Raw genomic sequence first — 23,232 nt, forward strand, 5'->3', positions numbered from 1 at the left:
CGCCCTCGGCCCACGTCACGCGGGCGCGATCCGGCTCGACCGCGGCGAGCGGCACGGTCTCACGCAGCGTCGCCCGGCTCTGCTGTGCGAGGCGCTGGTACAGGTGCACGCCGTTGCGCTTCCAGGCGAGCGCCTCGTCGTCGAGCGCGCCGACGACCTTGGCCGGGGCGCCGAGTACCTTCGACGACGGCGGCACGATGGTGCCCGCCGTCACGAGGGACCCCGCGCCCACCAGCGACTCCGCCCCGATCACGGCGCCGTCGAGGATCGTCGACCCGATGCCGATCAGCGAGTACGACCCGATCCGGCATCCGTGCAGGACGACGGAATGGCCGATGTGGCTGTTCGGCTCGAGCACGGCATCCGCGCCGGGGAACGCGTGGATCACGCACGAGTCCTGCACGTTCGAGCCCTCGCCGACGACGATGCGACCGAAGTCGCCGCGCAGACTCGCGAACGGCCCAATGTAGCACCCGGGCCCGACGATGACGTCGCCGATCAGGCTCGCGGTCTCGTGCACGAACGCGGTCGGGTCGACGACGGGCGTCACGCCGTCGAACTCGTACGCGGGCATCAGGCCACCTGCCCGCCGTCGATGATGAAGTCCTGACCGGTGCAGTAGCTGCTCGCGTCGCTCGCGAGGAACGCGACGAGGCGCGAGACCTCTTCGGGGCGTCCGGCGCGCGGGATCGGGATGCGCGAGATGAACCCGACTCCTGCCCGTGCCTCCTCCGAGATCATCGGGGTGTCGATCGCCCCGGGGCAGATCGTGTTGATGCGGATGCCGGTGCCGGCGAACTCGTGCGCAAGCGCCTTGGTGACCCCGCGCAGACCCCACTTCGACGCCGAGTACGGCACGCGGTTCGCGAAGCCCGCGACCCCCGCGGTCGAGGCGATGTTGATGATCGACGCTCCTTCGCCCATGAGTGGGAGGAGTGCCTGGATTCCGAGCATGGGACCGATGAGGTTCACGTCGAGCGTGAGCCGGATGACCTGCTCCGAGGTGTCGGCCAGCGACCCGACAGGGCAGTAGCCGGCGTTGTTGACGAGCACGTCGGCTCTGCCGAACCCGCGCTGCGCGGCATCCGCCACCTCGGCCCAGGCCGAAGCCGATGCCACGTCGTGGGCGAGCCCGATGGCATCGTCGCCGAACTCGAGTGCGAACGCCGTCACTGCGGGTCCGTCGAGGTCGGTCAGCACCAGGCGCGCACCGAGCTCGTGGAGCAGATGCGCGTGGGCCCGCCCCTGACCGCCGGCTGCGCCGGTGATGACGGCGACCTTGCCGGCAAGGTCGATGATGGGCGTTGCGTTCATGGAGTACCTCCGCGATAGTGAGTGTTCGAACAAGCGCTTGTGAGGAGACGCGAATGGCGCGCATGCACCACATCGGCATCACGGTGAGCGACACCACCGCGGCGACCGCCTTCTACGCGGCCGCCACCGAAGGCGTCGTGACCGGCCCGCTGGTGAAGAGCGGCCCTGCGGTCGATGCCGCCACCGGCCACCCGGGAGTCGAGGTGCTGCTCACGTTCATCCAGGCGGCGGACGGGGTCTTCATCGAGCTGGCCGAGTACCGCGGCACCGGAGCGCAGCCGATCGACCCCGACAACGGCCGAGTCGGCGCGGCGCACCCCGCCATCGTCGTCGACGACATCGAGGCGACGCTCTCGGCTCTGGCCGCACTCGGCCATCGCCCGCTGTCGCAGACCATGACCGCGACGGCGGGACCCATGGAGGGCTGCCGCTACGTCTACGTGCTCGGCCCCGACGACGTGCGCGTCGAGCTGCTGCAGGAACCTCACCTCTCGGCGACCCCCGCGTCGCCCTGATCGATCACGCCGTCGAGCACCTTCAGATCCTCATCGTCGAGCGCGAGCTCGGGCGCGGTGGCCGAGTCGCGCACGCTGTCGGGGCGACTCGATCCAGGGATCGGCACCATGACGGGTGAGCGGCTCAGCAGCCAGGCCAGCGCCACGCGCTGCGGGCTGGACCCATGCTTCGCGGCGACGGTGGCGACCGTGTCGGCCGCTCCTCCGAGGTCCTTCGCCGCACGGCGACCTCCCAGGGGCCCCCAGGCGAAGAACGTCAGACCGAGCTCTTCGGCACGGCGCAGCACCGGATCGTTCTCGCGCTGCAGCAGCGAGTACTCGTTCTGCACGCTCACGAGCGCGTCGCCGAGCACGCGGGTCGCGATCTCGAGCTGCTCGAGACCGACGTTCGAGACGCCGAGCCGGTGCACGACGCCCTCGTCGACGAGCTGGCGCAGCGCCCCCATCGACTCCTCGTAGGGCACGTTCGGGTCGGGCCGGTGATGCTGGTACAGCGGCAGCACGTCGAGTTCGAGACGATGCGCCGATGTGCGGGCGGCTCGCGCGAGATGCTCGGGCGAGCCGTCGATCAGCCACGAGGCGTCCTCGCCCCGGGTGTGCCCGCCCTTGGTCGCGATGATCACGTGCTCCAGCGCGTCGGGGTGCTGCTTCAGCGCCGCGATGAGAGCGCGCTCGTTCACGCCGAGCTCGCTTCCCGGGCCAGGGCCGTAGGCATCGGCCGTGTCGAACAGGGTGACGCCCGCGTCGACGGCGGCATGCACCACGCGCACGCCCTGCTCGACATCGGCGTCCGGAAGCTGCGTGAGGGTCATCGCGCCCAGGCCGATGGCCGAGATGCGCAGGTCGCCGAGTGCGCGCGTGGCGATCATTTGCCCACCACCGTCCAGCCGCCGTCGACCGGGAGGCACTGTCCGATGACGTGCGAGGCGTCGCACAGCATCCAGACCACCGCCTCGGCGATCTCCTCGGGCGCGGCGAGCTGCCCGCGCGGCGTGCGGCGCTCGGCCGTCGAGAGGTCGTAGCCGGCCGCGACGAGGCTCTCGACCATCGGCGTGCGGGTGTGTCCGGGAGCCACCGCGTTGACGCGCACTCCGAGCGGCGCCCATTCCACGGCGAGGTTCTCCATGAGCTTGCGCTCGGCGGCCTTGGCGGTGCCGTAGTCGCTCTGATCCGCCCATCCGCCGTACGCCGTGGTGGACGAGATGAGCACGATCGATGCGGGGGACCCGTCGAGTCGACGCACGATGGAGCGCGCGATCGCGAGAGTGCCGACCACATGCAGGTCGAACTGCCTGCGCAGCGCATCGAGCTCGATCTCGAGCGCCGGCACATAGGCGCCGCGGGCGCCATGACATGCGACGAGTCCCCCGATGGCGCCCCGCGCGGACGCCTCGGCGATGGCTGCGTCCACTGCGGCCTCATCGCACACGTCGACGACTGCCGAGTGCACGTCGGGCCGCGGGCTCGGCTGCAGGTCAAACACCGTCACCGCGCACCCGCGCTCACGGAGCATCCCGACGACGGCATCCCCGATGCCGCTCGCCCCGCCTGTCACGATCACGTGCTCAGCCATACTCCGCGCTTTCATCGGGCAGCTCCCTTGCTGTCAGTCGTTCTCCGCATGGTACTGTGATTCCCAAACAAGCGCTAGGTAGCGTTTCACGCAAAGGAGCGGGGATGACCGACAAGCGGATGAGCATCGACGACGCCGTCGCCGGCCTCGAGAGCGGGATGACCATCGGCATCGGCGGCTGGGGTTCGCGCCGCAAGCCCATGGCGCTCGTGCGCGCCATGCTGCGTCGCGACGACCTCACCGACCTCACCGTCGTGACCCTCGGCGGACCCGATGTCGGTCTGCTCGCGGCCGCGGGTCGGATCCGTCGCCTCGTCTACGGGTTCGTCTCGCTCGACAGCATCCCGCTCGACCCGAACTTCACGCAGGCGCGCGAGCGCGGCGAGCTCGAGGTCGAGGAGTACGACGAGGGCATGTTCGTCACCGGCCTGCGCGCAGCATCCGCCCGCCTGGACTTCCTTCCGATCCGCGCCGGCCTCGGCTCCGACGTCCCCGCCGCCAACCCCCGCCTCAAGACCGTCCGCTCCCCCTATTCGGATGCCGAGTACATCGCGATGCCCGCCTTCGACATCGATGTCGCACTCGTGCACGTGAACCGCGCCGACGCCCGCGGCAACGCGCAGTACCTCGGCCCGGATCCGTACTTCGACGACCTGTTCGCCATGGCCGCGAAGCGCACGATCGTGTCGACCGAGAAGGTCGTCCCCACCTCCGAGCTTCTTGCCGAGGGCAGCATGCAGACGCTGCTGTTCAGCCGCATGTTCACCTCGACCGTCGTCGAGGCTCCGCGGGGCGCGCACTTCACCACCTGCGCACCCGACTACGAGCGCGACGAGGCCTTCCAGCGCCACTACGCGACCGCAGCCAAGGACCCCGCGGCCTGGGCCGAGTTCGAGCACACCTTCCTGCAGACCGACGAAGCGGGATACCACGCGGCGGTCGCACGCTTCCATGCCGACCGAGGAGAGTCATGAGCACCGACGCCACCATCGCCGAGATCTGCATCGCCGCGTGCGCCGACACCTACCGTGACTCGGGCGAGGTCCTCGCGCATGCGGTGGGCATCATCCCCGCGCTCGGCGCACGACTCGCCGCCCTCACCAGCGCACCCGACCTCGTGCTCAGCGATGGCGAGGCGCTGTTCCTCGACGGCCCGCCGATGCCCGGCGCCCCCGATCAGCAGACTGCTCACGTCGAAGGCTGGGCGCCGTTCCGGCGCATCTTCGACATCGTGGCGACAGGTCGCCGGCAGAGCATGATGGGCGCGAGCCAGATCGACCGCTTCGGCAACCAGAACATCTCGCTCATCGGCGACTGGAAGAAGCCCACCCGCCAGCTGATCGGCGTGCGCGGTGTTCCCGGCAACTCGGTCAACCACCGCGTCGACTACTGGGTGTCGCGCCACAGCGCCCGCATCTTCGTCGAGTCCGTCGACATGGTCTCGGGCGTCGGCAACGACCGCGCCCGGGCTGCGGGCCTCGAGTTTCACGACCTCGGCGTGATCATCACCAACCTCGCCGTGCTCGACTACGCCGAGGACGGCGCCGTCAAGGTGCGCTCGATCCACCCCGGCGTCGACCCGCAGCAGGTCGTCGACGCGACCGGGTTCGCGATCGACGTCGCCGACGCGCCACTCACCCGCATCCCGGATGCCGAAGAGCTGCGCCTCATCCGCGACGTGCTCGACCCGCGTGGCACTCGCACGCGAGAGGTCGCGGACTGATCCGTCGGATCAGTCGGCGAGGAGGCCGTTGTGCACCAGATCGAGGAAGTTGCCGATGAGGCTCTCCACGGTGTGCCCGCGACCGGGCCGGTACCAGGCGACGGTCGACCAGACGGCGTCGCGGTAGAAGCGGTACGCGATCGCCGGGTCGACGGTCGTGCGGAAGTCCCCGACGCGCTGGCCCTCGCGGAACTGCTCGATCCAGAGCTCCTCGATCTGCACGCGCTCTTCGTGCAGGAACTCGAATCCGGGCTGGCTGCCGAGGAACGACAGCTCGTTCTGGTACAGCCCGACCTGGTCGGGCTTCGACTCGATCGTGTGGAACGCGTGGGCGATGAGCCTGTCGAGCGTCTCACGAGGACTCAGCCCCTCGGCCACGATCGCGCTGAAGCGCTCGCGCAGCCCGGTCAGGAACGATCGCAGGATCTCCTGCAGGATCGCCTCCTTCGACGGGAAGTGGTGGTACAGGCTTCCCGACAGGATGCCGGCTTCGTCGGCGATGTCGCGCACGGTCGTCGCGGAGTATCCGCGCTGCGCGATCAGGTGCGCCGCGATCGCCAGGATCTGGTCGCGTCTCTCGGAGCTCGGCTCGGTTCGAGAACCTCGGGCGCTGGATGCCATCACTTCTCCTTCGTCGATCGCGCCCTCGCTGACGCTCGCTCAATCTTGCCGGACGGACCCCGCTTCGCGAAACGTCCCGCCGGAGTGTACTCATGTAATGAGAAAGGACCTCATGTCGATCACTGAAGCCACCACCGTGCCCGCCATGCTCGCGGACAAGGCCGCGCTCGGGTCTCACCCGGCCATCGTCGACGGCGACACGGTCATCAGCTACGCGGAGCTGCACACGCGCGTACGCGATGTGGCGCGCGCCTACCTGGCACAGGGCGTCGCCCCCGGCGATCGCATCGGACTGTGGGCCCCGAACCGGCACGAGTTCGTGCTGGCGATGCTCGGCGCCCAGTACGTCGGCATCGCGGTCGTCCCGCTGAACACCCGCTACACCGGCTCGGAGGCCGCGGCGATCCTCGAGCGTTCGCGGGCGACCGCGGTCGTGCTCACCGACGGCTTCCTCGGCCGGTCGTACAGCGCCGACCTGCGTCAGGCGGCGGCTGCGGCATGCGACTCCTCCGACGGCGTGGTGCCGGGGCTGCCGCATCTGCGCGCCGTGGTGACGCTCGACGACTCGGCGGATGCCGGCGTGCTGTCGTGGGCCGACTTCCTCGCGGCGGGCGCGGCGATCGCCGATGACGTGCTGAACGCGAAGGCGGATGCCGTCAGCCCGGACGATGTGATGGACGTGCTGTTCACGTCGGGCACGACCGGCGTGCCCAAGGGCGTGCTGACGGCGCATCGCCAGACGCTCGCAGTGTCGCGCGCGTGGGCTCTGGGCGCGGATCTCGCCGCGGACGACAACTACGCCATCGTGAATCCGTTCTTCCACGGGTTCGGCTACAAGGCGGGCATGATCTCGTGCCTGATGGCCGGCGCGACGATGTACCCGGTGCCGGTGTTCGATGCGGTCGCGCTTCTCGAGCTGATCCAGTCGGCGCGCATCAGCGTGCTTCCCGGCGTGCCGACGATCTTCACCTCGCTGCTCGACCACCCGCGGCTGCGCGAGTACGACCTGTCGTCGCTGCGCTTCGCGATCGCCGGTGCGACCGCGGCGCCGGCGACCCTGTTCCACGACATGGTCGAGATCCTCGGCTTCAAGACCGTGGCGCAGGCATATGGACTCACCGAGTGCGTCGTCGCGACGATGTCGCGTCACGGTGAGGAGCTCGACCACGCCTCGCAGACCACGGGCCCGGCGGTCTCGGGCATGGAGGTCCGCATCATCGACGGCGACGGCAACGTCCTGGGTGCCGATGAGGACGGCGAGATCCTGCTGCGCGGCGACAGCGTGATGCTCGGCTACTTCGAGGACCAGGCGGCGACGGATGCTGTGCTCGACGCCGACGGCTGGTTCCACACCGGCGACGTCGGCCGGCTCGACGAGCACAGATGCCTGAAGATCACCGACCGGCTGAAGGACATGTTCATCGTCGGCGGCTTCAACGTGTACCCGGCCGAGGTCGAGAACGTGCTGCGCAAGCACCCCGCGGTCAACGAGTCCGCCGTGATCGGCGTCGACGACGAGCGCATGGGCAGCGTGGGCCGCGCGTACGTGCTGCTGCTGCACGACGCGGACCCGCGGCCGGACGCCGCCGAGCTCGAGGCGTTCTGCCGCACGCACCTGGCGAACTTCAAGGTGCCCCGCGAGTTCATCTTCGTCGAGGACTTCCCGCGCAACGCCACCGGCAAGATCCTGAAGTCGGATCTGCGCACGCTCGCCTGACCCGTCACGCACACGCGAAGGAGGCCGGCCCCGATCGGGGCCGGCCTCCTCTCTGCCTGTCGCGTGTCAGCTGAGGCGTTCGAGCACCATCGCCATGCCCTGGCCGCCGGCCGTGCACATCGTCTCGACCGCGAACTGCTCGTCGCGCTCGCGCAGCGCGTTGATCGCCGTGGTCGTGATGCGCGCACCCGTCATGCCGTACGGGTGGCCGAGCGCGATCGCACCGCCGTTGACGTTGACCTTGTCGGCGTCGATGCCGATGTCATCGATCGACGGCACCACCTGGGCGGCGAAGGCCTCGTTGATCTCGAGGATGTCGATGTCGCCGACCGACATGCGTGCGTTCGCGAGCGCGCGTTCGACGGCCTGCACCGGGCCGAGGCCCATGATCTCGGCCGAGAGCGCCGAGACGCCCGTCGAGACGATGCGGGCGAGCGGGGTCAGTCCGAGCTCGGCGGCACGCGTGTCGCTCATGATCACGAGCGCAGCGGCGCCGTCGTTCAGCGGGCAGCAGTTGGCCGCGGTGACGGTGCCGTGCGGGCGGAACACCGGCTGCATCGCGCTCACGCTGTCGATCGTGACACCGGCACGCGGGCCGTCGTCCTTCGTCACGAGCGTGCCGTCTGCGAGACGGATCGGGGTGATGTCCTTCTCGAAGAAGCCGCGGGCGATCGCGGCCTCGGCGCGGTTCTGGCTGAGCACCGCCCACTCGTCCTGCACGCGGCGCGAGACGCCGCGGTACGAGGCGACGTTCTCGGCGGTCTCGCCCATCGAGATGTAGATGTCGGCGATCTCGCCGCGCTCACGCGGGTCCGACCAGACGAACGAGGCGTCCTCAGCCTCGCGCGCCGTGCGCTCGGCGCCGGCCGCCCAGCGCGGGTTCTTCGTGTCGGGCATGCCGTCGGCCTTGCCCGAGCCGAACTGCGAGATCGCCTCGACGCCGGCCGAGATGAACACATCGCCCTCGCCGGCCTTGATCGCGTGGAACGCCATGCGCGAGGTCTGCAGCGACGACGCGCAGTAGCGGTTGACCGTGGTGCCGGGAACCGAGTCCCAGCCGAGCTGCAGCGCCAGCATCCGTCCGATGTTGTAGCCCTGCTGCCCGGCGGGCTGCGCGCATCCGACCATCAGGTCGACGACCTCGCTCGGGTCGAGCCCCGGTGCGGCGTCGATCGCGGCCTGGATCATCTGCGTGGCGAGGTCGTCGCCGCGCATGTCCTTCAGGCTGCCCTTGAATGCGCGGCCGATCGGGGATCGCGCGGCCGAGACGATGACGGCTTCGGTCATGATGTGGTTCCTCCAGTTGTGTGCGCGCGATCGGCCTGCTGCACGATGTCGGCGTTCGGGGTGTGGGAAAGGAAGGCGGGCCATTCACCGCCGCCGTCGACGGGCACGACCGCGCCCGTGACATGCGCCGAGAACGGCGAGGCGAGCATGACGCACACTGCTCCGAGCTCGGCCGGCGACGCCATGCGTCCGCGGGGGATCGTGCCGGCGACCGCGGCGTACTGCTCGGGGCTGCCGTAGTGGTCCGCGCCGCTCTCGCTGGCGACGAGACCGCTGCTGACGGCGTTGACGCGGACCTCCGGCGCCCATTCGACGGCGAGGCTGCGGGTGAGGCTCTCGAGCGCGGCCTTCGCCGCGCCGTACATGGCGGTGCCGGGACTCGGGCGGCGAGCGCTGATGGAGGTGATGTTGATCACCGATCCGCCTGCCGCGCGCAGCGGCTCGAAGGCCGAGCGCATGGCGACGGCGGCCGAGAGGAAGTTGATCTCCGTGATCGCCTGGAAGTAGCGGGGGGACCCCACCTCGAAGCGTCCGAACGGCGATCCGCCGACGTTGTTCACGAGCACGTCGAGGCGTCCGTGTCGCGCGACGATGCCGTCGATCCACGCCTGGTTCTGCGCCGCGTCGCGCACGTCGACCGCGGTGAAGCGCGCGGTGCGCCCCTCACGCTCGGGAATCGAGTCGGGCTCGGTGCGCCCGCAGAACTCGACCTCGGCGCCCGCATCGAGGAACGCCTCGACGACGCCGCGGCCGACACCGCGGCCTCCCCCGGTGACCGCGACGACCTTGCCCGTGAAATCCAAGACCAGGCTCACTCTCGTCTCCTCCGTGTCGTGGCGCCACTCTGCGCCGACCTGTTCATGCTACCAACCAAATGCTAGGTTTGTTGAATGAGCCACAAAGATGTCACTCATCAGCATCCGCGCACCGTCGTGATCACCGGTGGCGCCCTCGGCATCGGCGGCGGCATCAGCCGCCGCTTCGCCCGTGACGGCGACCACGTCGTGATCGTCGACATCGACGCCGAGGCCGCAGCGGCCACGGCCGCCGACATCACCGCGGCCGGCGGCGTGGTCACGACCCTGATCGGCGACATCACCGACGACGACACGGTCGACCGTCTCGCCACGCTCGTGGCCGACGAGCACGGCCATGCCAACGTGCTCGTGAACAACGTCGGCGACTTCCGGCCTGCCAAGTCGTTCTTCGCGAAGAGCCCCCGCGAGCAATGGCAGCGCCTGCACGAGCTCAACCTGTGGCACGTGCTCACCGTCACGCACGCACTGCTGCCCGGCATGCTCGCGCACGGCGCGGGCAGCATCATCAACGTCTCGACCGTCGAGGCGTTCCGCGGCATCCCGGGCAACGCCGTCTACTCCGCGTACAACGCCGGTGTCTCGGCCTTCACGAAGAGCATGGCCGTCGAGCTCGGCCCCTCCGGCATCCGCGTCAACGCGATCGCGCCCGACCTGGCCGACACCCCGCAGACCACCGCCGAGCTCATGCTCGCAGGCCGCGACCCCGCACTGCTGCGCTCGTGGCTGCCGCTCGGCCGCTTCGGGCGCCCTGAGGACTTCGCCGGCGTCGTCGCGTTCCTCGCCTCCGACGACGCGGCGTTCATCACCGGCCACACGATCCCCGTCGACGGCGGCACTCTCGCCGCCTCGGGCTGGTACGGCAAGGCCTCGGGCCGCGGCTGGACCAACATGCCGGACCAGGCGTGACGAGCGCCGCCGAGCTGGCCGATCGCCAGCAGATCCACGATCTCGTGTCGCGCTACTGCCGCGCGACCGACCGCGCGGACTTCGCGGCCGTGCGCGCCGTGTACGCCCACGACGGCGTCGACCACCACACGGGCTTCTCGGGTCCCGCCGACGAGTACGTCGTCTGGCTGCGCGAGCGCACCTCGGTGTTCGACGGCACGATGCACATCATCGGCAACCATCTGGTCGAGCTGTTCGGCGACCACGCGTTCGCCGAGACATACGGCACCGCCGTGCACTGGGGCACCCCACGCGACGATGAGAGCCTGAACTTCACGAGCGGCTTCCGCTACCTCGACCATCTGCGCCGCGACCCCGAGGGGTGGCGGATCGTCGAGCGCACCGCGGTGCGTGAGTGGACCAGGGCGGATGCCGGTCGCCTCCGCGACCCCGAGGGCCCCGGCCCGCGGGGCCGACGCGGACCGGACGACCCGCTCGCGCAGTGCATGGAGCGAGCCCGCGCAGCCGCAGCCGCACACGAGGAGAGGCCGACGCCATGACCCGCACCGTCGAGGAGCGCCTGCAGGCGCTCGAGGACAGGCTCGACATCATCGAGCTCGAAGCCGCGTATGCGCGGACCTTCGACGAGCACGACGGCGACGGCTGGAGCGCGCTGTTCACGCCGGACGGCACATACCAGTCGCGTCCTGTCGGCGATGCTCCCCCGGTGACGTTCGTGCAGGGCACCGATGCGCTGCGCGCGTTCTGCACGCAGGCGCCGTTCGACGGCATCCACTTCCTGCACCTTCCGCAGCTCACGTTCGACGGCGACACCGCGCAGGCGCGCGTGCACCTGGAGTTCCACGGGTCCTACGGCCAGGACGCCGGCGCCCCGCGCCTCGCGCTGCACGGCTTCTACGACGTCGCCTACCGGCGCGTCGACGGCCGCTGGCTGATCGCGCACCGAGTGACCTCGGCCTTTAGCCGCGAGCAGAGCACCGTGCTCGGGTACCCGAAGGGCTCGGGGCTGCCCGCCTAGGAGACACCGCCGGAACGCGCGCGGACACACGAAGAGGAGGGGAGGAGCCGCGGCTCCTCCCCTCCTCTTCGTGTGCGTCGTCAGCGCGTCAGGCGCCGAAGTACGCCTTCTGCAGGTCGTCCATGGTGACCTCGGCGGCGGTGCCCGCGAGCGTCGTGCGCCCCATCTCGATCACCGCGACCTCGTCGGCGATCGCGACCGACTCCTGCACCGCCTGCTCGACAAGCAGGATGCCGATGCCGGTCGACTTGAGCTCGTGCACCCGCTCCATCACCTCCTTGACGATGACCGGCGCCAGCCCCTGGCTCGGCTCGTCGAGGATCAGCAGCTTCGGCTTCGCCATGAGCGCCTGGCCGATCGCGAGCATCTGCTGCTGGCCGCCCGACATGCTCGCCGCGGGCAGCGCCCGCTTCGAGCCGAGGATCGCGAAGAGCTGGTAGATCTCCTCGACAGACGACGCGAGCGCGCGCTTGCCGAGCCCCCTCGAGAAGCCGCCGAGCAGCAGGTTCTGCTCGACCGTCAGCTCCCGGAAGACCTTCTTGCCCTCCTGCACGTACGAGATGCCCTTCGCGACGCGCTTGTGCGCGGCGTCCGTCAACGGCTCGCCCAGGTACGTCACCGAGCCGCCCGACACCTTGTTCAGGCCGGTGATGGCCCGCAGGGTCGTGGTCTTGCCCGCGCCGTTGCGGCCGAGCAGCACCGTGATCTCTCCGGCGCGAACCGTGAGTGACACGTCGCGCACGACCGTCAGGTCGCCGTAACCGGTCTGCAGACCGGTCACCTCCAGCAGCACATCACTCATCGCCGGCGCCTCCCGCCACGTTGGTCTCCGCCGTCACACCGAGGTACTCCTCCATGACGCGCGGGTTGCTCTCGATCTGCTCCGGAGCCCCGTGCGCCATCACGGCGCCCTGTGCGAGCACGTAGATGTCGTCGGCGACGCGCAGCACGAGTTGGAAGTTGTGCTCCACGAGGATCACGGTCATGCCCGCGTCGCGCAGGCGCACCACGAGCTTCTCGAGAACCTCCAGCTCGTCCTCGTCGAGACCCGATGCGACCTCGTCGAGCAGAATCACCTTGGGCGAGCTCACCAGGCTGCGTGCGACCTCGAGCAGACGACGGTTGCCGAGGGGCAGCGCCTCGGCCATCTCGTCGCGCTGGTCGCTGAGCCCGACGAGCGCAAGCGCGCGCTCGGATGCCAGGCGGTCGGCGCGACGCGCCTTCCAGTACGACGGCAGACGCAGGATCGAGGCGAGGACGCTTGCCCTGCCGGCAGCGTAGCTGCCGGCCTCGACCGCCTCGAGCACTGTGAGCTTCTCGGGCACGTTCGGCGTCTGGAAAGTGCGCGAGACGCCCGCTCGGGCGACCTTGTACGAAGGCAGGCCCTGGACCTCGTGCTCGTCGAGCGAGATCGTCCCGGCATCCGTCCGGTAGAAGCCCGAGATCATGTTGAGCAGCGTCGTCTTTCCCGACCCGTTGGGACCGATGATGGCGGTGACCGCACCCGGCTTGGCTTCGATCGACACCTGAGAGAGCGCCTGGTTGCCGCCGAACGCCTTCGATACGCCGTCGGTGCGCAGCAGCGCTCCGTCGAGCTTCTCGACCACGGCCGCGGCGGCCGGGGCGACACCGACGCCGACCCTCTGCCTCGCGACGCGGTCGGCGCGACGCGTGAGCGTACGCACCAGGCCCGCGAGGCCGCCTGTGAAGGCGACGCCACCCAGAAGCAGGAACCCGCCCGAGATGATCAGGCCGAACTGGCTGAAGTTCGTCGACTGGTTCATCCCGAACTGCAGCACCGCGGCACCGATGAGCGCGCCGTAGACGCTGGCCGAGCCGCCGAAGATCGATGCCGCGAGCACCGTCATCGCGAATGAGAACGCGAACGCCTCGGGCGAGATGAACAGGTCGAGGTTGGCGAAAAGCGCACCGGCGATGCCCGCAGGGACCGCGCCGATCGCGTAGGCGGTGAGCTTGGCGCGGAAGACCGAGATGCCCACCGACGCGGCGAGCACGGGGCTCTGCTTGAGCACGCGCAGCGCGGTGCCGTGCCCCGACACGATGAGGTTGCGCATGAGGGCGAACACCACGATCGTGACGCCGACGATCAGCAGGTAGTAGCCGCGGCCGTCGATCATCTGTCCGAACGAGGTTGCCGGCATCATGCCCGCGAGGCCGTTGCGGCCCCCAGTTTCGGACTTGAAGATCGAGAGCACGTCGGGGATCAGCAGGATCAGGAAGAACGACGTCATCGCCAGCGACCAACTGCCCAATCGCAGACCCGGGATGCCCGAGATGATGCCGATCAGCAGGGCCGCGGCCGCACCGATCAGGATCTGCAGCCAGATGTCGGTGACGCCGGCCTTGTTCGACAGCGCGGCGGCGTACGCTCCGGCGGCGTACATGGCCGTCTGGCCCATCGCGAGCTCACCGGCGAACCCGAGAGACAGGTTCAGGCCGACGACGATGAGCGCCAGGATCAGCGTCAGCTCGATCTGACGGGTGACAGCGTAGTCGAGGCCGAGGTAGGGCAGAGCGAGCAGCAGCACGCCGATCGCCAGCGGCCAGATCCACCCGGGGACGGCGCGCAGCCGGAGCCAGAGGTTCGCCATGGTCACACCGTCCGTTCGACGCGACGAGTGAACAGCCCCGTCGGCTTGATCATCAGAATGAGGATGAGGATCACGAAGACCGTCAGACCCGCGAAGTCAGCGCCGATGTAGCGGGTCGCGAGCGCCTCGGCGAGACCGACGATGAGTCCGCCGACCAGCACGCCCCACAGCGAGCCGAAGCCGCCGATCGCGAGAACCACGAAGCCCTTGAGGGCGAGCGAGGCGCCGAGGGTGGCGACGGCATAGGTCTTGGGGCCGATGAACACGCCGAGGAAGCCGGCGAGCACGCCGGTGAAGACGAAGGCGATGAGCGCGAACCGGCGCACGTTGACACCGCGCAGCTGGGCGGCTTCGCTGTCTTCGCTCATGCCGAGCAGGGCGATGCCACCCATACTTCGCTTGGCGTACTGCGTGAGCAGCACCACCAGCAGGATCACGAGCACGATGAGCGCCAGCTCGACCGGGTAGACGCGTCCGCCCATGAACTCGAGCACCTCGTCGCCCATGAAGAAGGGAACGCGCTTGGGCTCGCCGCCCCAGATCACCTGGGCAACGCCCTCCATGATGATCGACGCGCCGAGGGTCGTGACCAGCAGGTTATGGGGGTCCTTGACAGGGCGGATCGCGATGCGCTCCTCGAGCGCGGCGATGGCCCCGACGACGACCGCGGCGACGAGCGCGACCAGCCACCAGGGCAGGCCCATGACGGCGATGCCGACGTACGCGATGAAGGCGCCGAGCATCATCAGCGCGGCCTGCGCGAAGTTGAACGTCTTCTGAGAGAGGAAGACGATGTTGTAGCCGATCGCCACCAGCGCGTAGATCGCGCCGAGGGCGAGACCGGACCAGATGATGGTCATTGCGGTCGGGTTCCTTCCATCACATCGTTGGATTCGGTGTGCCGACGGCTCGGATCCTGGTGGAGATCCGAGCCGTCGGCGACGCCGGTCAGGCTGTCATCGTCAGGGCTGGAACTGGCCGTTGACGAGCTTGCCCGGAGGGATGAACGTGAACTGGTCCGGCGAGACGTGCGGGCTGTGCAGCTCTGCGGTGAACGCGTAGTTGCTGAGGATCGCGGTGCCCGCGGTCTTCTGCACCTCGGGGTCGACCATCGCCTTGACCAGAGCATCGACGTCGTCGACGCCGCCGGCCTTCTCAGCCGCCGCCTTGAACAGAAGCATCGAATCGTAGTTGTATGCGGTGATCAGCGACGCGCGGATGTCGCCGGCCGCCACCATGCGCTCGACGGCCTCGTTCACCGCAGTGTCATCGGGGTTGTACTGCGTGCTGCTGTACACCTGCATCGTGAGGTTCTTCACCTGGGTGGTGCCGAGCACGCCGTCCGGCGCCGGCCGTGCGATGAGGCCGGTGGCTGAGACCGAGGTGTTGCCCATGACAGGCACGTCCCAACCGAGCTTCTCCAGGCTCTGCAGCACATAGCCCAGCGGAGCGCCGTAAGCGTCCAGGACGAGCACGTCGGGATCGCCGCCCTGCAGCGCAGAGAGCTGCGGAGTCATGTCGAGAGCGGCATTGTCGAAGCCCTGGTTGCCCGTGATGTCGAAGCCCTCCTCCTTCAGCATGGCCTCGGCCTGCTGCCCGAAGAGCTCTCCGTAGGCACTCGAGCCGTGCAGCACGGCGACCTTCTCATAGCCTCGGGCCCCGACCTCATCGACGAACGATCCGAGGTAGTCCGGCACGGAGGCGCTGAGGTCGAAGCTGTAGGGGTTGACCTTCGGGTCGGCCGACGTGGCCGTGGGGCCGATGTTGAACGACAGCACCTTGTTCTGAGTGAGGATCGGCAGCATGGCTTCGGTGATGGTGGACGGCCCGGAGTTCAGCACGACGTCGGGCTTGCCCTTCGTGGCGATGTACTCACGCAGCTTGGTGACGGCGACCGTGGGGTCAGCATTGTCTTCGAGGTGGGTGATCTCGACCTCGCGGTCCAAGATCCCGCCCAGGTCGTTGACAGCGTCGACAGAAGCCTTCGCCGCCGTGACGGCGGTCGTCGCGTTGTCACCGAGGATGCCCTCCGCTCCCAGACCGCCGAGGATCACTGCCTTGATGGGATCATCGCTCGCTTCCCCGCCGCCGACGTCGCCGCCGCCTGCGGTTCCCGAGCAGCCGGTCAGGACTACCGATGAAACCACGATGCCTGCGGCAGCTGCCGCGAGTTTGCCGAATCGCATATCCGTACCTCTCGTCTTTGAGTAGAGCGACCAAACGCTTGCTCAGTAAATCACACTCCGCGCTCTTCGAACAATACCAACCGGTCGATTGCTTGGTAGTCAACGTGAGCGACTGCTACCTTTCCTCGCATGGACACAGACCAGAGCGCCCAGAACACGGGATCACGCGAGCTGACCGGCGTCGCGATGGTGACCGGCGGAAGCGGTGGGATCGGTGCGTCAATCGCACGCAGGTTGGTCCGCGACGGCATGAGGGTCGCCGTGAGCTACCGATCGTCACGCCCCGAATCCCTCCTCGAGGAGCTGGGCCCCGATGCCGAGGCCCACCACCTCGACGTGCGCGACGATGAGGCCGCGCGGGCTCTGTCTGATGACCTGCGCGCACGCCACGGCGCCGTGCACACCGTCGTGCATGCTGCGGGACCGCACGTACCGATGGTGCATCTCTCGAAGGTCTCGGTGACACAGTTCGCCCAGCAGGTCGAGCAGGATCTGGTGGGATTCTTCACCGTAGCGACGGCGTTCCTTCCCGCACTCCGCGAATCATCCGGGTCGTTGACGGTCGTCACGAGCGCGGCCACCCGTCGCTACCCCGTGCGCGATGGACTGTCAGCCGCCCCGAAGGGTGGCGTGGAAGCGCTCGCCCGCGCTCTCGCAGCCGAGGAGGGCCGCTATGGGGTGCGCGTGAACTCCGTCGGTCCCGGCATGCTGTGGGACGGCATGGCCGCGCGCCTCATCGACTCGGGAGATCTTGACGAGAGGGCACTCGAGTCCGCGATGAGGAACATCCCGCTGCGCCGCTTCGGTTCGGCGGCTGACATCGCCGCGGCGGTCGCGTTCCTCGCCTCGACTGACGCCGGGTTCATCACCGGACAGAAGCTCGATGTCGACGGCGGGTTCGGGGTCTGAGTTCGCGGATGCTCATCCCATGCCATCCAATCGCTCGATGAGCCACTCGATCCGCGCCGCCTCATCGCGGTAGAAGCGCTCCGACCATTCGAGCGCGACCCCGGAGAACCGCCAGCCTTCCTCCCGCCGCGATCCGAGCGCGTGCGCGATGGCTGCGTCGGCAGCACGCAGAGCCTCATCCCGGTACCCCTCCAACGCACGCCGGAGTCGCACCGGGTCGCCGTTGTGCGCGGCCCACACGCGCAGCATGTGCGAGTGCTTCAGCATCACCGGCTCCGCGGGAACCTCGTCGACCCACTGACGCATGCTGCGACGTCCGATATCGGTGATCGCGTACAGGCGACGGCTCTTCGCCGCATGGGTCTGCTCGACCCGTGACCGCGCCAGCCCCAGTCGTTCGAGTCGGCGCAGCTCGGTGTAGATCTGACTCTGAGAAGGCGCCCAGTAGAAGAACGCGAGGCTCTGATCGGCCCAGCGCTTGATGTCGTACCCCGACAGCTCCGCACCGAAGGAGAGGATGCCGAGCACGGCCCAGCTGGTCGCCGGGAGCTCGGGCAGGACGACCTCGGTCGAGGATTCGATGCTTGACCTCATCGGCTCAGTCTGGCATATTCCTAATCATTGTATGCCAGTTAGTCATATGCGGATCGAAGGAGACCGATGAACGAGACTGCGCGCATGCTCTCGCTGCTGAACGAGACCTTTCCCGATCTCGCCTCGATGACGCCCGAAGAGGCTCGCCGGGCTGCCGACGCCCGGGTGCGGCCGGCCGCGAACATCGACGACGTCGACCGGACGGAGGATGTCAGCGTGGCGGCGGGCGACCACTCGATCACCGCGCGGGTGTACCACCCGCATTCGCCTCGTCCTGATGCGCCGGTGACGGTGTTCGCCCACGGCGGCGGCTTCCTGCACGGCTCGATCGCGAGCCACGACGGCTTCTGCCGACTGTGGTCCAAGAGCACGGACACCGTCGTGATATCGGTCGAGTACCGCGTCGCGACGGAGGCGATGCCACCGGCCGCGCGAGACGATGTCCTCACCGTCGTCGATTGGGCGCTCGAGAACGGCCTGGCGCGCCACGGCGTGCTGCTCGCCGGAGACAGCGCAGGCGCGAATCTCGTCGCCGGCGCCGCGCTCGTGCTGCGCGACCGCGAGCACGCGCCGATCATCGGCCAGGTGCTGCTCTACCCGTTCCTGGATCCGAGCATGTCGACCCAGAGCCATCGCACTCGAGCTGAGGGCTGCTTCGTCACCGGCCGGCTGCTCTCGTTCTACTGGCACTGCTACCTCGGCGACGGATCAGCCTCCGCGGAGGACGTCACTCCGCTCTCGGCGCGCAGCCTCGCAGGCCTTCCCCCCACCATCATCGTCACCGCCGGACTCGATCCGCTGTGCGACGAGGGCGCGGACTATGCCCGCCTTCTTCGCAGCGCCGGAGTCGACGTCCTCCTGCGACACCACCCCGATCAGTTCCACGGATTCCTCACGATTCCCGGCTACGCACCCGCCGGCAGCGCGGCAGACATGCTGTGGGCCGACATGCGCACGATGTTCCCCGCCCTCATGAAGGAGACCCGATGACCACCCCAGAACACGACGTCATCATCGTCGGCGCCGGCTTCGCCGGAATGTACACGACCATCCACGCCGTGCGAGTGGGCCTGAACGTCCTCGGCCTGGAGGCAGGCGCGGACGTGGGCGGAACCTGGTACTGGAATCGCTACCCCGGCGCGCGATGCGACGTCGAGAGCATCGACTACTCCTACTCCTTCGACGACGACCTCCAGCGCGAGTGGCGATGGAGCGAGCGCTATGCGACGCAGCCCGAGATCCTGCGCTATCTGAACCACGTCGCCGACCGATTCGAGGTGCGCCCGCACTATCGGTTCGGCGAGCGCGTGGCATCCGCCGTATGGGACGAGAGCGCTCAGCTGTGGAACGTGCGCACCGAATCGGGGTTGTCGACGTCGGCGCGCTGGCTCGTCATGGCATCCGGAGGACTGTCGAAGCCGCAGCTGCCTGAGATCCCCGGACGCGACACCTTCGAGGGCGAAGTGCTGCAGACCTCGGCGTGGCCGGAGGAGCCCGTCGATCTGACCGGCAAGCGAGTGGCGGTGATCGGCACGGGATCGTCCGGAGTGCAGGCCATCCCGCTGATCGCGGATGCCGCCGCGGAACTCGTGGTGTACCAGCGCAGCGCGAACTACAGCGTGCCGGCGTTCAATCGCCCGATCGACGACGACGAGTGGGAGCAGCAGCAGCAGAACCTCGCGCAGCGTCGCCGGCAGTCCTGGAACAGCACCGCCGGCTCGCCGTGGACGAGCCACCCCACCCCCTTCGACGAAGCCGACGAACAGGAGCGTGCGGCGGTGTTCGAGGAGAGCTGGACCCGCGGCGGAGTGCTCTTCGCCAAGGCCTTCCAGGGCCTCACCGTCGACCCTGTCATCAACGACGCAGCCCGCGCGTTCTTCGAGCAGAAGCTCGGAGCGATGGTGGCGGACCCCGAGGTGCGGGCCGCGCTCACACCGAAGGATCACGCCGTCGGCACCAAGCGGATCTGCACGGACAGTGGCTACTACGAGACCTACAACCGCGAGCACGTGACGCTCGTCGACCTCAGACGCGAGCCGATGACGGAGATCACGGTCAGCGGCATCCGCACGTCGGAGCGACTGCGCGAGCACGACGTCATCGTCTATGCGACCGGATTCGACGCGATGACCGGTGCTCTGACGTCCATCGACATCCTCGGCCGCGGGGGCAGGCTGCTGCGCGACGAGTGGCGAGGGTTCCCGTCGACCTACCTCGGCGTCGCCCTCCCCGGCTATCCGAACCTGCTCGTGCTGAACGGTCCGGGAACCCCGAGCGTGCTGTCCAACATGGCGTTGACCTCGGAGCAGCAGGGTGACTACGCGCTGCGCCTGATCGATCACTGCCGCCGAAACGGCTTCACGTCGTTCGAGGCCCGAGCCGACGCGGCGGCGGAATGGACCGCCCACGGTCTCGAGCTCGCCGACCGGACACTGTTCGCCTCAGCCCCGTCGTGGTACACGGGTTCCAACATCGAGGGCAAGACCCGCGGCTTCCTGCCCTACATCGGCGGATTCAAGAGGTACATCGATCGTTGTGAGCAGGTCGCCGCGGCGGATTACGGCGGGTTCGCGATGGCCGGCCGCTGACGGCGGAAGGTTGCCGAGGACTCTCGAGCAGACTAGAGTCCAAGCAAGCAAACGCTTGGGCAAGGGAGCGCAGGATGAGCAGTATCGACTTCGGATTCACGTCAGGGGACGCGGTGCTGATCACCGGTGCCGGCAGCGGAATCGGGCGCCAGACCGCCCAGCGCGCGGCCGAGTCCGGTCTCGCGGTCAGCCTGTGGGACATCGATCCCACCGGTCTCGAGGATACGGCAGAGCGGGTGCGCACCGTCGCGCCGGCCGTGCACACCTGGGTGGGCGACGTGTCGGACGACGACGCGGTGAAGGCGGGCTTCGCCGATGCGAGCTCGACGCTCGGCACGATCCGCTATCTGCACAACAACGCCGGCCCCGCGTCGAGTGCCGACATCCCCTTCGACAGGGCGCTGGAGATCTGCGTCGGAAGCGTTCGGCGGATGACGGACGCCTGGGCAGCCGCCGGTCCCGGCGATGGAGCCGCAATGGTCGCCACGACATCGGTCGCGGGCAACCTGATCGGCACCGACAACGCCTGGTACTCCGCATCCAAGGCGGCGATCATGGGCTACGTGCGCCATCTGGTCGCGTACCGCTCCGCAGAGTTCCGCTCCAACGGCGTCGCACCCGGGATGACGGACACCCCTCGCCTCGCGGGCTTCGCGGCGAGCGAGACCGGACAGCGCGTGCTGAGCCGCATCCCGCTCAAGCGCATGGCGTCCGCTGACGACATCGCCTGGGCCACCCTCTTCCTCCTGTCCCCTGCGGCGAGCTACATCAACGGCGTCTTCCTCCCCGTCGACGGCGGATGGACGGTGACTCAGTGAGCGCCGAAGACCGCGTCGAGATCGCGATGCTGATCGCCCGCATCGCCCACCTCGCCGACTCCGGCACACCCGAGGAGTACATCGCGTGCTTCGCCGAGGATGCGGTGTGGGAACTCGCCGACGCCGGCGGACTGCCGATGTCGGGCGGTCGGACCGAGGGCAGCGCCGCGATCCTCGCCGGTGTCCGGACGCGACGCGCAGACGGCATCCAGGGACCGGGCTCGCACACGCGCCACGATGTCTCCAGCATCGTGGTGGACGTCTACGGCGACAGAGCCGAGTCGCAGGCGTACTTCCGCTACTACACGGGGACGGATGCGAATCCCACGATCGTGGCACTCGGCACCTACGACGACACCTACGTGCGCGATGCCGGCGGCTGGAAGCTCAGTCGACGCACCATCACGCGCAGCTGAGTCGCGGGCGTGCGGGGAGTCACCTCGGGTGAGGAGCGCGACGAGCGCGCGGTCGCGCTGCTGGCCGGCTGCGGCATGCTCAGCTCGCTGCAGTTCACGCTCGTCGTCCCGGTCCTGCCGCTCATCCCCGAGCTGCTGGGAACCACGGCGGCCGATGCTTCCTGGCTGCTGACCATCACGCTGCTGATCGGGGTGGTCGGTACGCCGATCATCACCCGGCTGGCCGATATGCACGGCCGACGACGGATGCTGCTGGCCGCCATGGGCCTGCTCGTCATGGGCTCGGTGATCGCGGCGCTGAGCGGCGGCTTCGTCGGCGTGATGATCGGGCGGGCGCTGCAGGGCTTCGGCACGGCCGTCGTGCCCATCGGCATCGCGCTGATGAGCTCATCCGTCTCGCGACGCTCAGCGACGTTCGGCATCGCCCTGATGAGCGGCACACTCGGCATCGGATCTGCGCTCGGTCTCGCGGTGGCGGGCCCGCTCGTCGCATGGGGCGGTCTCGCCATGATCTTCTGGGTGTCAGGGGCGATCGGCGCGATTTTCCTCGTGCTGATCGTCGTGCGGGTAGCCGAGACGCCGACGGCGCCGACCGGTCGGTTCGACGTTCTCGGAGCGGTGCTGCTCACGATCGGTCTCACCACCCTGCTGCTCGCGATCTCCCGCGGCACGCAGTGGGGATGGGGCAGCCCGATGACTCTGAGCATGACTGCCGTCGCTGCGACCACGATTCCGGTGTGGCTGCTGTGGGAGCGCCACCACGCTCACCCCATGGTCGATGTGCGCATAGCGATGTCCTCGCGCATCCTCACCATCAATCTCGCGTCGTTCGTGGCGACCTTCGGCATGTACGCGAACCACCTCCTCACGACACAGGAGGCGCTGGCCCCGACCTCGATCGCCTATGGGCTGGGCGCCGACGGCTCGACCGTCGGCCTGTACCTGCTGCCGTCGGCGCTCGTCATGGTTGCACTGTCACCGGTCGCCGCCCGGGTGATCCTGCGCTTCGGTGCCCGCGCCTCCCTCATGCTCGGCGCCACGATCCTGGCCGGTGCGTTCGGCTTCCGGCTCGTGCTGCACTCCGAGCCGGCCACGGTCGTGATCGGCTCCGGGCTGGTCGGCGTCGGTGTGGCGTTCGCCTTCGCCGCGATGCCCTCGCTCATCACCGCCTCGGTTCCAGCCGAGCAGGTCGCCGCCGCGAACGGGGTGAACTCCGTCGTGCGCACCCTCTCGGGGGCCGTCGCCGCGGCGCTGTTCGCTCTGCTGATCGCCGCGATGCCCTCCCCTGTCGACGACGCCTACCTCTCGCATCCCGCCCTGCTGCTGTCCTTCGGCACGGCCGCGCTGTGCGGCGTCGCGACCGTCGCCATCGCCGCCTTCCTCCGCCTTCCGGATTCCAAGGAGCTTGCATGAGTCTGTTCAGCCCCCTCGTCGTGCGCGAGGTCGCCCTCCCCAGTCGGGTCGGAGTCTCGCCGATGTGCACGTACTCATCCGTGGACGGCTTCCCCGACGACTTCCACGTCGCTCATCTCGGCCGGTTCGCCCTGGGCGGTGCGGGCCTCGTCATCGCTGAAGCGTCAGCGGTGGATCCGGTCGGGCGGATCTCCCCCTTCGATG

General features: G+C 68.9%; 25 protein-coding genes and 1 pseudogene. 14 read left to right on the forward strand and 12 right to left on the reverse strand.

What is annotated here, in order from left to right:
• On the reverse strand, positions 1-574 hold a 574-nt coding region (locus RT309_RS04985), incomplete at its 3' end, for a hypothetical protein (RefSeq protein WP_313355779.1).
• On the reverse strand, positions 574-1,314 hold the full coding sequence (locus RT309_RS04990; protein ID WP_313355780.1) for an SDR family oxidoreductase: 741 nt from the start codon (positions 1,312-1,314) through the stop codon (positions 574-576). The genes RT309_RS04990 and RT309_RS04985, both read right to left, overlap by 1 nt.
• 53 nt (positions 1,315-1,367) lie before the next feature.
• Between RT309_RS04990 and RT309_RS04995 the strand changes: the two genes are divergently transcribed.
• Positions 1,368-1,829 carry a VOC family protein gene (locus tag RT309_RS04995; protein WP_313355781.1) on the forward strand — a complete coding sequence of 154 codons (462 nt, stop codon included), beginning with the start codon at positions 1,368-1,370 and terminating at the stop codon, positions 1,827-1,829.
• Here RT309_RS04995 and RT309_RS05000 read toward each other — a convergent pair.
• Both RT309_RS05000 and RT309_RS05005 read right to left on the reverse strand, forming a co-directional pair.
• A complete protein-coding gene (locus RT309_RS05000) occupies positions 1,799-2,698 on the reverse strand; it encodes an aldo/keto reductase (RefSeq protein WP_313355782.1) in 900 nt (299 codons plus the stop codon). The genes RT309_RS04995 and RT309_RS05000 overlap by 31 nt on opposite strands.
• Complete coding sequence (locus RT309_RS05005; protein ID WP_313355783.1) at positions 2,695-3,402, reverse strand: SDR family oxidoreductase; 708 nt, start codon at positions 3,400-3,402, stop codon at positions 2,695-2,697. Before RT309_RS05005 ends, RT309_RS05000 begins: the two co-directional genes overlap by 4 nt.
• Positions 3,403-3,506: 104 nt before the next feature.
• Here RT309_RS05005 and RT309_RS05010 point away from each other — a divergent pair, with 104 nt between their 5' ends.
• Both RT309_RS05010 and RT309_RS05015 read left to right on the forward strand, forming a co-directional pair.
• Positions 3,507-4,376, forward strand: coding sequence for a CoA-transferase (locus RT309_RS05010; RefSeq protein WP_313355784.1), 870 nt, complete (start codon positions 3,507-3,509; stop codon positions 4,374-4,376).
• Positions 4,373-5,125 (forward strand): CoA-transferase, encoded by a 753-nt coding sequence (locus tag RT309_RS05015; RefSeq protein WP_313355785.1) that lies wholly within the window; start codon positions 4,373-4,375, stop codon positions 5,123-5,125. The genes RT309_RS05010 and RT309_RS05015 overlap by 4 nt, the downstream gene beginning before the upstream one ends.
• Before the next feature lie 9 nt (positions 5,126-5,134).
• Here the strand turns inward: RT309_RS05015 and RT309_RS05020 are convergent, their stop codons facing one another.
• Positions 5,135-5,746, reverse strand: a complete 612-nt coding sequence (locus tag RT309_RS05020; RefSeq protein ID WP_313355786.1) for a TetR/AcrR family transcriptional regulator — start codon at positions 5,744-5,746, stop codon at positions 5,135-5,137.
• A gap of 112 nt (positions 5,747-5,858) precedes the next feature.
• On the opposite strand from RT309_RS05020, the gene RT309_RS05025 reads away from it, so the two are divergent.
• Positions 5,859-7,463, forward strand: coding sequence for an AMP-binding protein (locus RT309_RS05025; protein WP_313355787.1), 1,605 nt, complete (start codon positions 5,859-5,861; stop codon positions 7,461-7,463).
• Positions 7,464-7,529: 66 nt separating this feature from the next.
• On the opposite strand, the gene RT309_RS05030 is transcribed toward RT309_RS05025, so the two are convergent.
• Both RT309_RS05030 and RT309_RS05035 read right to left on the reverse strand, forming a co-directional pair.
• Positions 7,530-8,750: an acetyl-CoA C-acetyltransferase gene (locus tag RT309_RS05030; protein WP_313355788.1), complete on the reverse strand. Its 1,221-nt coding sequence runs from the start codon at positions 8,748-8,750 to the stop codon at positions 7,530-7,532.
• On the reverse strand, positions 8,747-9,565 hold the full coding sequence (locus tag RT309_RS05035; RefSeq protein WP_313355789.1) for an SDR family oxidoreductase: 819 nt from the start codon (positions 9,563-9,565) through the stop codon (positions 8,747-8,749). The genes RT309_RS05030 and RT309_RS05035 overlap by 4 nt, the downstream gene beginning before the upstream one ends.
• A gap of 75 nt (positions 9,566-9,640) precedes the next feature.
• On the opposite strand from RT309_RS05035, the gene RT309_RS05040 reads away from it, so the two are divergent.
• The 3 genes from RT309_RS05040 to RT309_RS05050 are packed head-to-tail and all read left to right on the forward strand — an operon-like array spanning position 9,641 to position 11,492.
• A complete protein-coding gene (locus RT309_RS05040) occupies positions 9,641-10,474 on the forward strand; it encodes a glucose 1-dehydrogenase (protein ID WP_313355790.1) in 834 nt (277 codons plus the stop codon).
• Positions 10,471-11,013 carry a nuclear transport factor 2 family protein gene (locus tag RT309_RS05045; protein WP_313355791.1) on the forward strand — a complete coding sequence of 181 codons (543 nt, stop codon included), beginning with the start codon at positions 10,471-10,473 and terminating at the stop codon, positions 11,011-11,013. Before RT309_RS05040 ends, RT309_RS05045 begins: the two co-directional genes overlap by 4 nt.
• A complete protein-coding gene (locus RT309_RS05050) occupies positions 11,010-11,492 on the forward strand; it encodes a nuclear transport factor 2 family protein (protein ID WP_313355792.1) in 483 nt (160 codons plus the stop codon). The genes RT309_RS05045 and RT309_RS05050 overlap by 4 nt, the downstream gene beginning before the upstream one ends.
• A gap of 88 nt (positions 11,493-11,580) precedes the next feature.
• Here RT309_RS05050 and RT309_RS05055 read toward each other — a convergent pair whose 3' ends face one another.
• The 4 genes from RT309_RS05055 to RT309_RS05070 form a co-directional block, all read right to left on the reverse strand.
• On the reverse strand, positions 11,581-12,294 hold the full coding sequence (locus tag RT309_RS05055; protein WP_313355793.1) for an ABC transporter ATP-binding protein: 714 nt from the start codon (positions 12,292-12,294) through the stop codon (positions 11,581-11,583).
• Positions 12,287-14,104 (reverse strand): branched-chain amino acid ABC transporter ATP-binding protein/permease, encoded by a 1,818-nt coding sequence (locus RT309_RS05060; protein WP_313355794.1) that lies wholly within the window; start codon positions 14,102-14,104, stop codon positions 12,287-12,289. The genes RT309_RS05055 and RT309_RS05060 overlap by 8 nt, the downstream gene beginning before the upstream one ends.
• Before the next feature lie 2 nt (positions 14,105-14,106).
• A complete protein-coding gene (locus RT309_RS05065; RefSeq protein WP_313355795.1) occupies positions 14,107-14,964 on the reverse strand; it encodes a branched-chain amino acid ABC transporter permease in 858 nt (285 codons plus the stop codon).
• Between the two features lie 102 nt (positions 14,965-15,066).
• On the reverse strand, positions 15,067-16,251 hold the full coding sequence (locus RT309_RS05070) for an ABC transporter substrate-binding protein (RefSeq protein ID WP_313355796.1): 1,185 nt from the start codon (positions 16,249-16,251) through the stop codon (positions 15,067-15,069).
• A 168-nt stretch (positions 16,252-16,419) separates the two neighbouring features.
• Here RT309_RS05070 and RT309_RS05075 point away from each other — a divergent pair, with 168 nt between their 5' ends.
• On the forward strand, positions 16,420-17,199 hold the full coding sequence (locus RT309_RS05075; protein ID WP_313355797.1) for an SDR family oxidoreductase: 780 nt from the start codon (positions 16,420-16,422) through the stop codon (positions 17,197-17,199).
• A gap of 12 nt (positions 17,200-17,211) precedes the next feature.
• Here the strand turns inward: RT309_RS05075 and RT309_RS05080 are convergent, their stop codons facing one another.
• A complete protein-coding gene (locus RT309_RS05080) occupies positions 17,212-17,793 on the reverse strand; it encodes a PadR family transcriptional regulator (protein WP_313355798.1) in 582 nt (193 codons plus the stop codon).
• A gap of 66 nt (positions 17,794-17,859) precedes the next feature.
• Between RT309_RS05080 and RT309_RS05085 the strand changes: the two genes are divergently transcribed.
• From RT309_RS05085 to RT309_RS05110, 6 genes and pseudogenes are all read left to right on the forward strand, one after another.
• Positions 17,860-18,783, forward strand: coding sequence for an alpha/beta hydrolase (locus RT309_RS05085; protein WP_313355799.1), 924 nt, complete (start codon positions 17,860-17,862; stop codon positions 18,781-18,783).
• Positions 18,780-20,381 carry an NAD(P)/FAD-dependent oxidoreductase gene (locus RT309_RS05090; RefSeq protein ID WP_313355800.1) on the forward strand — a complete coding sequence of 534 codons (1,602 nt, stop codon included), beginning with the start codon at positions 18,780-18,782 and terminating at the stop codon, positions 20,379-20,381. The genes RT309_RS05085 and RT309_RS05090 overlap by 4 nt, the downstream gene beginning before the upstream one ends.
• A gap of 74 nt (positions 20,382-20,455) precedes the next feature.
• Entirely contained in the window at positions 20,456-21,199 is a 744-nt protein-coding gene (locus tag RT309_RS05095; RefSeq protein WP_313355801.1) for an SDR family oxidoreductase, read from the forward strand.
• Positions 21,196-21,615 (forward strand): nuclear transport factor 2 family protein, encoded by a 420-nt coding sequence (locus RT309_RS05100; protein ID WP_313355802.1) that lies wholly within the window; start codon positions 21,196-21,198, stop codon positions 21,613-21,615. Before RT309_RS05095 ends, RT309_RS05100 begins: the two co-directional genes overlap by 4 nt.
• 9 nt (positions 21,616-21,624) lie before the next feature.
• Positions 21,625-23,028, forward strand: coding sequence for an MFS transporter (locus tag RT309_RS05105; RefSeq protein ID WP_313355803.1), 1,404 nt, complete (start codon positions 21,625-21,627; stop codon positions 23,026-23,028).
• Positions 23,025-23,232, forward strand: a pseudogene (locus RT309_RS05110) (oxidoreductase); the annotation flags it as partial. The gene RT309_RS05105 and the pseudogene RT309_RS05110, both read left to right, overlap by 4 nt.

Origin of the sequence: Microbacterium sp., from assembly GCF_032084865.1 — a bacterium.
GTDB lineage: Bacteria > Actinomycetota > Actinomycetes > Actinomycetales > Microbacteriaceae > Microbacterium.